The sequence below is a fragment of the Streptomyces sp. NPDC007917 genome (assembly GCF_042959105.1).
Taxonomy (GTDB): domain Bacteria; phylum Actinomycetota; class Actinomycetes; order Streptomycetales; family Streptomycetaceae; genus Streptomyces.
Map to the genome: position 1 here is coordinate 42984 of NZ_JBIBKK010000009.1, position 12999 is coordinate 55982.

The following is a 12999-nucleotide window of genomic DNA, read 5'->3' on the forward strand; positions in this document are numbered from 1 at the left end:
CGCGGTCAGAACACGTTCGGTTCCTCGTCGGTGGACTTGCGGTTGCGATTGGCCATCTTCTCCCAGAAATCGCGCAACTGCCTGACGGGGATGCCCACCCACGGAGCGGTGCAGCGGCTGACCGCGGGCGGCCGCCAGCGGTAGCGGCTGTGGAGCAGCGCCTGCTGCTGCCGGCAGAAGGGCTCTTCCACCTCGGTCTGCGTCTTTCCGGACTTGGGCGGGTACGGGCACAGCCGGAATTGGCAGGTGGGCAGGCAGGTCGAGCCCGGCTCGTCCACGTCGGCCCGGCCGACGCTGCGCTCGGGGTGGAGCGAGCGCCGATCGTGGGTGAGGCACGGCGGGAGGGTGTTCTTGTTCGCCCGGCGCAGACGTTCTTCCGCCTCGTCGGGGCTCCCGGCGCGCTCGCTGAGGTTGAGCATGACGAGGATGTCGGCGATGAGTCGTTGAGCCCGCGGGTGCAGGGTGCTCCAGCCGACCGAGGGGGCGATCCACAGGTGGTGCTTGCGGTAGCGGTCCGGGTCGGCCGGGGTGGAGCCGACGTTGTCGATGGCCTGGCTTTCGTCGATCCAGATGAATCGCTCCGGATGCTTGGTCTCCAGGGCCAGGGTCACCAGGTCACCGGCCTCGGCGACGAACGGGTGGAGCAGCTTGTCGGCGTGGCGTCGGTGGCCGTGCCTGGCAAGGGGCGGCGTATCGAGTGCGGTGCCCGTCATGGAGAGCCAACGTGCCACCGCCCGCACGGGATCGGTCACCCCCTGGGGCACCGCATCGCTGTCCGGGGAAGGAGCTGTGGGTGACGGCCGCGTTCTGTGCCGCCGGCGCCGGCCGTCCGGGCCGTGCGCGGAGGTGTGGCCGGGGCTGTCAGGAAGCTCCCACAGGCACAGAGCGTGCAACAAGCTCAGCTGTGCGTACCAGTAACGACTACAGGTGAGCATCCTCTCAGCCTGTTTGATGAGATAAGCCCGCGTCTCGGGATGGGCATTGGGGTGCCGTCTCCTGCGGTTGGCCGCGTTCTTGAAGCCCCGGGCGAGAGCGTTTTCCAGGGTGAGCGGCAGATCGGGATCCGTGCGCGTGACACGAGGCAGTTGAGGGTTCTGGTTGTGCGCGCCGGGGTCGAGATGCCGCAGCCATATGTCCAGCCTTCTTTTTGCCTCGTCGCGATATTTCTCAGATACCGAACCAACCATCATGGGAAGGATCCAGGCTCGCAGAGTGAAGTGGCGCCACCATCGATCCATCTCTCTCTCGTAGTCTGCCATGAATTTGACGCGGGCCTGCTCTCGCTTTTCTTTTCCACCAGGGCCGGGAGGATGCTCCGGGGATTCATCTTTCAGCCACTCCGTGTATTCTTTGTCCAGTTTACGCTTGGCCTCGCGTGTTTCTTCCAGATACTGCACCACAGGATCGGTCTGCAAATGGAAGTGCTTCCGCAGGGCGCCGAACGCGGCGTCGCCGCCCGCTCCTATCTCCTGAGTGATGGCGACCCGGACCGGGTGCGAGGGCTCGTGTGTGCCGATATCGTAAAATTGGCTGTACGGCAGAAGGTTTTGCTTTGCAGGCTGTTCGACGGAGAGCCAGGCTTTTCCCTTGCCGCACCGGTCCACTTCACGCAGGGCCGCTCCGAAGCGGCGCACCAGCCCCAGTTTCGCGTCCTCGACAGTCCGCCGATCACCCTTGATCTGGAGGTTCGGCCATGCGTCGAGGAGCTCTTGGGCGATGACGGACTGCTGCGGATCCGGATCCACACTGTCGATCTCCAGGGCTGCCGCGTAGAGGTCGAAGAACTTGGGATCCTGCCGGTCCTTGGCGGCATCACGGAGCATGTCGGCGAGTCCCGGCCTGTTGGAGTGGCGGGAGAGCAGCACCAGCGCGATGAGCAGTTCCCGTGAAGGTCCCGGGCTGGCGAGCGCGGGAACGACGACAGTGCGGATCTGCTCGTCGTTCATGTGCCTCAGCAAGCGATATCCCAGATATGCCTGGATGATGCTGTGCGGGAAGCGCACCTTCTTTTCGTGGCCCATCACCAGTCCGAGAAGCTGGCCGTTATGGGCGAAGCGGGAATACTCGGCCTGGGACTCGTTCGGATGCTTCACGGGATCCAGCCAGTGCGCGGTCGAATCGCCGAACCGCTTGGCCAGAACGCTCCAGATGACGTCACGCTGATTCCAGGAGACGGCCAGGTCACGTCGGCCATCCGCGTAGGCCCTGATGAAGTCGTCGAACGTCACCTCGAGGCTGTCCTGCAACAGCCCCAGGCACGCGAGGGCCGATATCACGCGCATGGTCTCCCGGCGCTCCTGGCGTTCCATCACAAGGTGGTCGAAGAGGCGGCCGTTTTCGACGGCCTCCCGGTAGGTGTCCAGAAGCCACAGTCTGAGGGTGGAGGAGTCATGGCTGCGGGTGTCCAGGCGGTCGGCCTCTTCCCGTGGCGTCTGGTGTTCCAGCAGGTCGTGCTCCTGCAACAGGCGGGCGATCTGGAGGTAGCTCGGCGAATCGGAGACATCGGCCGTCTCCACGATCCAGTCCAGGCGGCGCTCATCCGCTTCCGTGGTGTCCTTGACCAGATACTCCAGGGCCGCTTCCTCGCTCAGCGGTTCCAGATCGGCGATCGCGGCCCGTGCGCCTTCCAGCGGAGCATGGGGGCGGGAGGCGATGATCAGGGGCAGTTTCTGCCGGTCCGCTCGGTCGATCGCCCGGCGGATGATGTTGTCGCGGTCGTCCCGGCGTCCCTCGTCGAGGAGAGCTTCCTCAAGCCCGTCGGCGATGACGACGACCTTGTCGTCGAGACGCAACTGCCGCCAGGTCTTGTCGATCTGGCCGCTGGCCAGCACCCCCTGATCCGCTTCCTCAGCCATACGGCGCCTTGCCATCTTCTCGAAGTCCAATTCACCATGGCCATCCGCGTCGCGGAGATGTATGGGCACGGGAACGGCACCCTGCTGTGCCAGCATGCGCGTGAGTTCCACCAGGACGGCGGTCTTGCCGACCCCCACCCCACCGACCAGCAAATAAGGCTTACGCAACTTCCGGTCGCGCAGCGTCTGGACGATGCATTGTGAGAGCTCCCGGCGCCCGACGATCCGGTCGATGAGCGTTCCCGCGGTGGGGACGAGTTCGTGCGGAGCCGCTTTCGCCTTGTCGACAATCGGCTTTTTGGCCTTGTGGTACCAGTAGAGCAGGAAGAGCGTCAGGGCGAAGGAAGCCACGAGGAACGGCCCGACAATGCGGATGGCGGTGGAGAACCACGTGCTGTTCTGCACCACCTGGAACCGCGTCTTCCCCCCGTTCACCGAATCGTAGACGGCTACCGCCACCCAGGCGCAGAGCAGGACCGTGCCCAGGTAGGCGTACGCCCGCACGAGCCGGCCGAACGAGAGCCGCCATCTGCGCCAGCTCCGATTCGGGAAGATGCTGCGGCTTGCTTCCCGGTTGGTCGTGAACGTCCGCCACCGTCTCCGCAGCGCCCCTCCGGCGCGGGACGAGACCCGTCTGGGATACAGGGTGTACCAAGGGGCGTTGTGCGGACGCACCTTGCCTTTCGCGTGTCGGACTACCTTGGTCATGTGCCCGTTTCCTCTGCGTGCACAATCTCCCTCATCCCATGGAAACCGCACTGGGAACGGGCCGCAACACAAACCAGGGCGTGGATCTCCTGGTCAGCCGAGGAACGTCCGCAGGTGGGCCAGGAGGGCTTCGGGTCGCTCCTCGGGGATGAAGTGGCCGCATTCGGGGATCTGGGCGCCGGTGACGTCGTCGGCGTACTGGCGCCAGATGTCCAGGGTGGGCAGCCGGGCGGGCAGGCCGGCCGAACCCCAGAGGGCCAGGACGGGCATGGTCAGGCGGCGACCCGCGGCGGCGTCCTCCTCGTCGAGGGCGAGGTCGCGTTCCTGGGCGCGGTAGTCGTCGAAACCGGCGCGGAGCGCGCCGGGGCGGGAGAACGCCCGGACGTAGGCGTCGACGGCGTCGGGGTCCAGTCCGTGGCGGTTGTAGGTCCAGCGCTCGAAGAAGTACTCCAGGTAGGCGCGGACGTTGTTGCCGACCAGCAGCTCGGGCAGATCGGGCTGGAGGTGGAACAGCCAGTGCCAGTAGCCGGCGGCCACTGAGGCGTCCAGACGGCGGAGCATCTCCCGGGTGGGGATCACGTCGAGCACGGCGAGCCGTTCGACCTGGTCGGGGTGGTCCAGGGCCCAACGGTGCGCGACCCGGGCACCGCGGTCGTGACCGACGACCGCTGCCCGCTCGAACCCGAGCTGCCGGACCAGTTCGGCAATGTCCGAGGCCATCCGCCGCTTGTCGTAGCCGGTGGTGGGCTTGTCACTGAGGCCGTATCCGCGCAGGTCGGGGGCTACGACGGTGTGTGCGGCGGCGAGTTCGCCGAGCACCGGGCGCCAGCACAGCCCGGTCTGCGGCCACCCGTGGAGCAGCACGAGCAGCGACCCTGAGCCCGCGCGCGTGTAGTGCAGCCGGATCCCGTTGACCTGGGCGACGCCTGTGGTCGCCGTCGCTGTGCTCATGGCCGCACCCTCCCGTCTCGCGCTTACTAACCCTCATAGGAGGTTAGTAGCGTGACGAGCAGTGGACAATAGATCCATGACGGCGGATGACGAATGGCTCTGGTACGGCGGACGCGTGTGCCTGGACTTCGTCAACACCCTCCGCGACCGTTGGAAGGCGCCACCCCGGGAAACCCTGCGCGAGCCGGACGACCTGGTGCGCTGGCTGCGGGGCGTCGATCTGCTCGCGGACGGGACCTGCGGCGTACCCGAGTCCGTGCTGCGCTCGGCGGTGGCGCTGCGCGAGGCGATCGACCGCGCGGTGCTGTGCGCGGCGGGCGGCGAGCTGCCGGCCCACGCCGACATCGCCGTCCTCAACGAGGCGTCGGTCGCGGCCCCCCGCACCGTGTTCCAACTGGTCATAGAGGAAGGTCAGTTGGCGTCGAGCAGCGCGCCGCGCGCTGCCGAGGACGCGACGGGGGGCCTTGGCCTCGTGGCCCAAGACGCGATCGGGTTGCTGCTCTCCCCGGAGATACGACGAGTCCGTATCTGCGGCTCCGAGCGCTGCGCCCTGCGCTTCGTGGACCGCTCACCCGCGCACAACCGGCGCTGGTGCTCGATGACCCGCTGCGGGAACCGCACCAAGGTCCGGCTCCACCAGGCCCGATCCCGCGCGCGTGGCTGAGCGGCGGGGACCGCCCGTCGCGCCGCCGGTCTGATGATCGGGGTATTTTACGCTGGTTCTACGGTAGTTGGCTGGCCGTGCCTCGTCACGCGTATGCCAGGGGTTGAGAGGGAGGGGATCGCGTGGCGGGAATTCGGCCGCTGAATCCGGGAGATCCGCGTGACATCGCGGGTTACGCGCTCCACGGGCGGCTGGGGGCGGGCGGAATGGGGACGGTGTACTTATCCGCCACACGGGGCGGGCAGCCGATCGCCCTGAAGGTGGTGCATCCCGAGTTCGCCGAGGACCCGAAGTTCCGGCAGCGGTTCGAGCAGGAGGTGCGCGCCAGCCGCCAGGTGCGGGGCCGCTACATCCTGCCGGTCGTGGACAGCAACACCGGAGGGCCGGTGCCCTGGCTGGCCACCGAGTACGCCCCGGGCCTCTCGCTCGCGCTGGCGGTGGCCACCCACGGACCGCTGCCAACAGGCGTGGCCCTGCAGCTGACCGCGGGCATCGCCCACGCCCTGGAGGCCATCCACGCACTGCAGATCACCCACCGGGACCTCAAGCCGGGAAATGTCATCCTGGCGCCGGACGGCCCGGCGGTCATCGACTTCGGGATCGCGCGGGCCGCCGAGGCCACTCCGCTGACCGGCACCGACATGCGTATCGGCACCCCTACGTTCATGGCCCCGGAACAGCTCAGGGGTGCCGCTCCGGTGACCCCGGCCATCGATGTCTTCGCGCTGGGCCTGACCTCGCATGTCGCCGCGACCGGCGTCCATCCATTCGGGGAGGGGCCGGGCCCGGCCGTGCTCTACCGCATCGATCGCGACGAGCCCGATCTCACCGCCTGCCCGGAGGAAATACGGCCCGTCATCAGCCGTTGCCTGGCGAAGGACCCCGAAGCGCGGCCCACGCCCGCCGAGGTGGTGGCCCTCTGCCGGGAGGCCGGAGCCCGGCTCGGCCTGACCGAGGTGCTTCCGACCGCCGGCTGGCTGCCCCCGGCCTTCCTTCCCGCGCCCGCGCCCGTCCCCGCGCCCGCGCCGCCCGCACCCCCCATGCCACCTCAGCCGTCGGCCCAGACGCCCTCCTCGCCGCCCATACCCCCGAGAACCGTCTACGACCCGCGATCCGGGGCGCGGCCGGGGAATCCCAGGAGGCGCCGACTGGTAACAGGCCTTGCGGCGCTCGCCATCGTCGCGGTCGCCGTCGCCGCCGCCGCCCTCATCTGGCTCCCGAACCGGGGCGACGGAAAGAACGACGGCGCCTCCCCGGACGACTCGCAGAAATCCTCATCGCAGAAGACCCCGTCGCGGGAGACCTCGCAGGAAAAGACCTCCTCCGCGAACCCCCCAGCGCAGGCCGCGGCGCCCCCAAAAGCATTTGACTCGACCGTGAAGATATTCACCAACGCGGCGACCGGACATTGCCTGGACAGTAACGGCGACGAAGAAGCCTACGCATTCGATTGCAATGGTGGCGGTTACCAGAAATGGACTGCGTCCGGGAAGAGGTTCAGTCTGCGTGACGCGGCAAGCGATATGTGCTTGGGCAGTGACGATGCCGGTGAGCTGAGCATGTCCACATGCGGTCGCGACGATCAGCAAAGGTGGAAGATATCCAACAAGTCCGTACTGCGCAATTCGGCAACCGGTCTCTGCCTGGACGGCGACCCCGACGGCACGTTGCGCGCCATCGAATGCGACAGCAGCGATCGCCAGAAGTGGAACGTCTCCGGCGACAGTTCCGTGCTGCGCAACGTGGCGGCTGATCTCTGCTTGAGCGGCAGCGGCTCCGGTGGCCCACACTTGGGTGACTGCTCCGACAATGGGAGCGAGGAGGGGAAGTGGAATGTCTCCGGGGAAGAGTTCGAACTGCGTGATGTGGCGACTGACCTCTGCCTGGACAGTAACGAATCCGGCGAGGTGTACACGTATTCATGCAATGAAGGCGATTATCAGCGGTGGGATCTCTCCGGGGAGAATTCCACGCTGCACAACATGAAGACCGGCCTCTGCCTGGAAGACGCCAACTCCCCCTTGGAGAACAACGGCTATCAACTGCGGACGAGCGAATGCGGTGAAGGCGACGGTCAGAGCTGGACCGCCGCGTCACCATAGGCGGCTGACCTCCCGGGTCGCCCTAGACGACGAGGCGCGTGTCCCGCTCGGAGAGATCCGCCGTCGTTACGGTCGACCACCTACTCCGGGTGGGTTCCTGCTTCGACGGTGGCGGGGGGGTGGAGGAGAGTGGGGAGTGTGGCGGACGCGGCGTGCCCCGCCCGCCACAGGCGCGTCAGCCGAGGACGGCGAGCGCGTCGATCTCGATGAGCAGCCCGGCCGGAAGACCGACGTAGACGGTCGTACGGGCCGCCGGGGCCTCCTTCAGGTCCGCGAAGAACTCGTTGTAGATCTCGTTGAGTTCGGCGAAGTGGGCGGTGTCGGTGAGGTAGACGCGCACCATCACCACGTCCTCCCAGCTCGCCCCGCCCGCCTCCAGGACGGACTGCACATTGCGCAGGGTCTGCAGGGTCTGCTCGCGCAAGCCGGGCCCGACGGGGGCGGGCGCCTGGCCCGGGACCGCCGGGCCGAAGCCGACCTGCCCGGCGACCTGGAGGATGTTGCCCTTCTTGACACCGTGCGAGAACTTGGCGGGGGGCGCGGTGTGGGTGTCCGGGGTGATCGCGATCTTCTGAAGCTTCTCGCTCATGGGTGACTTTCCTCGGCTTGTCTGTCGGTTGGTTGTCGGCTACTCGTCAGCAGGGACCGGCTCGTCGGCGTCCGGCCCGTCGGGCGGGGCGCTGCCCGAGTACTCGCGGCTGATCGCGTCCGCGGTACGGCGCACCAGCGGCAGCAGTTCGAGCAGTTCCTCGGCGGAGACCACGACGTTCGGCGCGGAGACCGAACACGCGGCCACGACCCGACCGTCCGCACCCCGGACGGGTGCCCCCACGCAGTTGATCGACTCCTCGTGGCCGCCGAGGTCGGTGGCCCAGCCCTGCTCCCGTACGGTCGCCAACTCCTCCAGGAAGGCGGCGGCGTTCGGGGTGGAGCGCGGGGTGTAGGCGGGGTACCGCAGCCGCTCGGCGACCGCGCGCCGCTCCGCCTCGGGCAGATCGGCCAGCAGCAGCTTGGCGACCGCGGCGACGGTGATGGCGACGGGCTTGCCGATCCGCGAGTACATCCGGACCGGGTAGCGGCTCTCCACCTTGTCGATGTAGAGCACCTCGTTCTCCTCGTACACCGCGAGGTGGACGGTGTGCCCGCACCGCTCGTTGAGCTCGACCAGATACGGGTGGGCGATCTCGCGCACGTCCAGGTTCTCCACGGCCTGCTGCGCGAGCGCGAAGAGGCGGGCGCCGAGCCGGTAGCGCTGGTCCTGCTGCCGGTAGACCATGCCGTGCTCGTGCAGGGTGCGCAGCAGCCGCAGCGCGGTCGTCTTGTGCACGCCGAGCCGCGTGGCCACCTGCTCCAGGTTGGCCGGGCCCTCCGCCAGCAGCGGCAGGATGCTCAGCGCTCGGTCGACGGTCTGGCTCATGGGTTGGGTACCTCCGCGCATACGGTCCCGGCGTCCGTCCAGCCGGGGCCGAGTCGCAGTGTCCCCCACGCGCCGGCGTCGAGGGCGACCAGGCGGTCGGCGCGCTCGCGCGACGGCGGGGTGCCGAGGTCGCCGGGGACGGTGAGGGCGGCGGCCGCCATCAGATGGCCGTGGCGCAGCCGCTGTGCGACGGACAGCCCGCGCAGGGTGCCCGACAGGAACCCGGCGGCGAAGGCGTCGCCCGCCCCGACGGACGCGACCACCTCGACGTCCAGGGCCGGTTCGAAGGTGACCGCGTCGCCGCCGTCCGGCTGCCGCGTGTACGCCGTGGCGCCCGCGCTCCCCTGCTTGACCACCAGCACCGCCGGCTCGGGCAGGGCCGCCCGGACCGCCTCCGCGCCGCGCAGCCCCCAGGCGGCCACCGCCTCGTCCTCGCCGACGAAGACGAGGTCGCAGCCGCGGGCGAGGTCGAGCAGAAGCCCGCTGTCCCGGCCGCGCCACAGCGCCGTGCGGTAGTTGACGTCGAACGAGAGGAGGGGGCGGCCCGGTGCGCGGGTGGTGAGTTCCCGCATCAGGGCGCGGCAGTCGGCGGAGAGGGCCGCGGTGATCCCGGTGAGGTGCAGGACACGGCCCGACCACGCCCGCTCCCGGGGCACCAGGCGCGGGGACATGGCCGAGGCGGCGGACCCGGCCCGGTAGTAGACGACCTCGGAGAGCGTTTCCTCTCCTTCGTGCGTATCACCGAGCGCCCGCTCCCCCGCCGTGCGGAAGTAGATGCCGGTGGGCCGTTCCGGGTCGCGGCGGACGTACGAGACGTCCACGCCCGCGGCGGCGATCTCCGCGACCAGGTGGTCCCCGAAGCCGTCCGCGCCGACGCGGCTGATCCACCGGGCGGTGTGTCCGACGCGCGCGAGCGAGCAGGCGACGTTGGACTCCGCGCCGCCGATCCCCCGCGAGAACGCCGGCACATCGGCGAGCCGGCCCGGGCGGGACGGCACGAAGGTGACCATCGACTCGCCGAGGCACGCTACATCGACTCCGTCTTCGCCCGCGTCGGCGGCATGGGGGTCTACGGACACGAGGGGTGACTCCTTGCCGGCTGGGGTGTGGCTGGGGTGTGGCGCGCACCGTTGACCCGGTGCTCGGCGGGATGTTAGACACCATTAAGCGCCATACGCAATGACCGTTGCACATATTGCAACGCACGATCTTCATGGGAGGCTCCATGGCCGCCGACCACGCCGCCGACACGCCCGGCTCCCCCGTCGGGCGCCTCGCCCGCGAGCGCGTCGACCACCGCTTCAAGGGCCTTCCCCCGAGCGCCGAAGGCCGTACGGTCGGCGAGCTGGCCGCCGAGCGCCGCTCCCTGTTCACCGGCGGCTTCACCACCCCCGTCCTGGTGCTGTCCGCCGACGCCCTGGAACACAACCTCGCCGCCATGGAGCGCTACTCCGCCGCCCACGGACTGGCCTTCGCCCCACACGGCAAGACCTCCCTCGCCCCCCAGCTCTTCGAGCGCCAACTCACCCACGGCGCCTGGGGCATCACCGCCGCCGTCCCCACCCATGTGCGCATGTACCGCGCCTTCGGCATCCAGCGGATCTTCCTCGCCAACGAGGTCGTCGACGCCGCCGCCCTCGGCTGGCTCGCCCAGGAACTCGACGCCGACCCCGACTTCCGCTTCATCGCGTACGTCGACTCCCCGCGCGGCGTCCAGCTGATGGACGCGGCCCTGCGCGAGGCCGGCGCCCGCCGCCCCCTCGACGTCGTCGTCGAACTCGGCGCGGGCCCCGGCGCCCGCACCGGCGCCCGTACGGAGGCCGACTGCACGGCCGTCGCCGACGCGGTCGCGGCCACCGGGACCCTGCGCCTCGTCGGCGTCGCCGGCTACGAGGGCGAGGTGCCGAAGCCGGACGGCGAGCGGGTCCGGGCGTGGCTGCGCCGGCTCACCGCGCTGGCCGTCGCCTTCGACGGGGAGGGCCGGTTCGCGGACGCGGACGAGATCGTGGTCAGCGCGGGCGGCAGCGCGTGGTTCGACGCGGTCGCGGACGTCTTCGCCCAGCTGCCCGAGCTGTCCGGCCCCGTCCTGAAGCTGCTGCGCTCCGGCGCGTACGTCTCCCACGACGACGGTCACTACCGCCACATCACCCCCTTCAACCGCATCCCCGACGAAGGCGCCCTGCACCCCGCCTTCCGCCTCTGGGCCCAGGTCGTCTCCCGCCCCGAACCCGGCCAGGCCTTCCTCAACGCGGGCAAGCGCGACGCGGCGTACGACATCGACCTGCCCGATCCCCAGGTCATCCGCTCCCCGGACGGCACCGAACGCCCCGCCACCGGCCTCACCGTCACCGGCCTGTCCGACCAGCACACCTGGCTCGCGGTCGAGGAGGGCACGCCTCTGGAGGTCGGCGACTGGGTGGGCCTCGGTCTCTCCCACCCCTGCACGAGCTTCGACAAGTGGCAGCTGATCCCGGTGACCGAGGCGGACGGCACGGTCACGGACTACATCCGCACGTTCTTCTAGCCCCCCGCCCGCCCTTTCTGCGGGGCTCCGCCCCACCCCCGCCGGGACGCCGTCGGCCCGCAGGGGCGGGGCTTGGGGGTTCCCCTCCATCAAGGGCGGGTGGGTGGGGAGACAGCGCGCCGGAGGCGCGGACCGATAGGGACAGGGAGAGGCAGCGCACATGGACCTGGTCATTCGCGACGCGCACGTCGTCGACGGCAGCGGCGGCGCGCGGTATCGGGCGGACGTGGCAGTCGAGGGCGGACGGATCGCCCGGATCGTGGCGGAGGGCGCCGGGCCGCGCCCGACAGGTCAGCGGGCGGTGGAGGCCGACGGACTCGCGCTCGCGCCCGGCTTCATCGATATGCACGCGCACAGCGATCTCGCCCTGCTGCGCGACCCGGACCACTCCGCCAAGGCCGCCCAGGGCGTGACCTTGGAGGTGATCGGCCAGGACGGCCTGTCGTACGCGCCCGTCGACGACCGCACCCTCGCCGAGGTCCGCACGGCCATCACCGGCTGGAACGGCGACGGCTCCGACATCGACTTCAGCTGGCGCACCGTCGGCGGGTACCTGGACCGCCTCGACCACGGCTTCGACGGCCAGGGCATCGCGGTCAACGCCGCGTATCTCATCCCCCAGGGCACCGTCCGCATGCTCGCGGTCGGCTGGGCGGACCGGGACGCCGCCCCGGACGAGCTGGAGCGGATGAAGCGGCTGGTCGCGGAGGGGCTTGAGCAGGGGGCGGTCGGGCTGTCGTCCGGGCTGACGTACACGCCGGGGATGTACGCGTCCGACGCCGAACTCACCGAGCTGTGCCGCGTCGTCGCCGCGTACGACGGCTACTACTGCCCGCACCACCGCTCCTACGGCGCGGGCGCCCTGCAGGCGTACGAGGAGATGGTGGCCCTCACCCGCGAGGCGGGCTGCGCGCTGCACCTCGCGCACGCGACCATGAACTTCGGCCTGAACAAGGGCCGCGCCCCCGAGCTGCTCGCGCTGCTGGACCGGGCGCTCGCCGAGGGCGCCGACATCACCCTGGACACCTACCCCTACCTCCCGGGCTGCACCACGCTCGCCGCGCTGCTGCCGAGCTGGGCCGCGGAGGGCGGCCCGCAGGCCATCCTGGACCGGCTCGGGGACGGGACGGCCGCCGAGCGGATTCGTCAGGTCATGGAGGTGGAGGGGGCCGACGGGTGCCATGGGGTGCCCGTCGACTGGGACACCGTCGAGATCTCGGGGGTCAGCCACCCGGCCCTGGCGGCGTACATCGGCAAGACGGTCGCCCAGTCGGCGCGCGAACGCGGCGAGGCGCCGTGGGACACCGCGCGCCGGCTGCTGCTCGAGGACCGGCTCGGCTCGACGATCCTGCAGCACGCCGGGAACGAGGAGAACGTCCGGGCGATCATGAAGCACCGGGTGCACACGGGCGGCAGCGACGGCATCCTGCAGGGCGCCAAGCCGCACCCGCGCGCGTACGGGACCTTCCCCCACTACCTGGGCCGTTACGTCCGCGAGTTGGGCGTGCTGTCCCTGGAGGAGTGCGTGGCCCACCTCACCGCCCGCCCCGCGGCCCGGCTCCGCCTCCCCGACCGGGGCCTGGTCCGCGAGGGCTACCGCGCCGACCTCGTCCTCTTCGACCCGGACACGGTCGCCGCGGGCTCCACGTTCGACTCCCCCCGCACCCTCCCCACCGGCATCCCGCACGTCCTCATCGACGGCCGCTTCGTCATCGAGGACGGGCGGCGTACGGACGTGCTGGCGGGGCGCTCGGTGCGGCGTACGCGGACGGAGTGAG

9 protein-coding genes are annotated in these 12999 nt (G+C 70.0%); 4 read left to right on the forward strand and 5 right to left on the reverse strand.

Annotation, left to right across the window (positions count from 1 at the left end; genetic code table 11):
• Nucleotides 1-5 precede the first annotated feature (5 nt).
• Both ACFZDL_RS19520 and ACFZDL_RS19525 read right to left on the reverse strand, forming a co-directional pair.
• On the reverse strand, nt 6-3563 hold the full coding sequence (locus ACFZDL_RS19520; RefSeq protein WP_353587490.1) for an ATP-binding protein: 3558 nt from the start codon (nt 3561-3563) through the stop codon (nt 6-8).
• Nucleotides 3564-3656: 93 nt separating this feature from the next.
• Nucleotides 3657-4514: an alpha/beta hydrolase gene (locus ACFZDL_RS19525; protein ID WP_353587492.1), complete on the reverse strand. Its 858-nt coding sequence runs from the start codon at nt 4512-4514 to the stop codon at nt 3657-3659.
• 76 nt (nt 4515-4590) lie between these two features.
• Here ACFZDL_RS19525 and ACFZDL_RS19530 point away from each other — a divergent pair, with 76 nt between their 5' ends.
• Both ACFZDL_RS19530 and ACFZDL_RS19535 read left to right on the forward strand, forming a co-directional pair.
• Nucleotides 4591-5178, forward strand: coding sequence for an ABATE domain-containing protein (locus ACFZDL_RS19530; protein WP_353587493.1), 588 nt, complete (start codon nt 4591-4593; stop codon nt 5176-5178).
• A gap of 122 nt (nt 5179-5300) precedes the next feature.
• Complete coding sequence (locus ACFZDL_RS19535) at nt 5301-7280, forward strand: ricin-type beta-trefoil lectin domain protein (RefSeq protein ID WP_353587495.1); 1980 nt, start codon at nt 5301-5303, stop codon at nt 7278-7280.
• A gap of 175 nt (nt 7281-7455) precedes the next feature.
• On the opposite strand, the gene ACFZDL_RS19540 is transcribed toward ACFZDL_RS19535, so the two are convergent.
• The 3 genes from ACFZDL_RS19540 to ACFZDL_RS19550 are packed head-to-tail and all read right to left on the reverse strand — an operon-like array spanning nt 7456 to nt 9776.
• The gene (locus tag ACFZDL_RS19540; protein ID WP_353587497.1) at nt 7456-7869 is read right to left on the reverse strand and encodes a RidA family protein; all 414 of its coding nucleotides are present in this window, start codon (nt 7867-7869) and stop codon (nt 7456-7458) included.
• A 39-nt stretch (nt 7870-7908) separates the two neighbouring features.
• On the reverse strand, nt 7909-8697 hold the full coding sequence (locus tag ACFZDL_RS19545) for an IclR family transcriptional regulator (RefSeq protein WP_353587499.1): 789 nt from the start codon (nt 8695-8697) through the stop codon (nt 7909-7911).
• Nucleotides 8694-9776, reverse strand: coding sequence for a sugar kinase (locus tag ACFZDL_RS19550; RefSeq protein ID WP_353587500.1), 1083 nt, complete (start codon nt 9774-9776; stop codon nt 8694-8696). Before ACFZDL_RS19550 ends, ACFZDL_RS19545 begins: the two co-directional genes overlap by 4 nt.
• A gap of 146 nt (nt 9777-9922) precedes the next feature.
• Between ACFZDL_RS19550 and ACFZDL_RS19555 the strand changes: the two genes are divergently transcribed.
• Entirely contained in the window at nt 9923-11221 is a 1299-nt protein-coding gene (locus ACFZDL_RS19555) for an amino acid deaminase (protein WP_353587502.1), read from the forward strand.
• A gap of 160 nt (nt 11222-11381) precedes the next feature.
• On the forward strand, nt 11382-12998 hold the full coding sequence (locus tag ACFZDL_RS19560) for a D-aminoacylase (protein WP_353587504.1): 1617 nt from the start codon (nt 11382-11384) through the stop codon (nt 12996-12998).
• Nucleotide 12999: the final 1 nt, after the last annotated feature.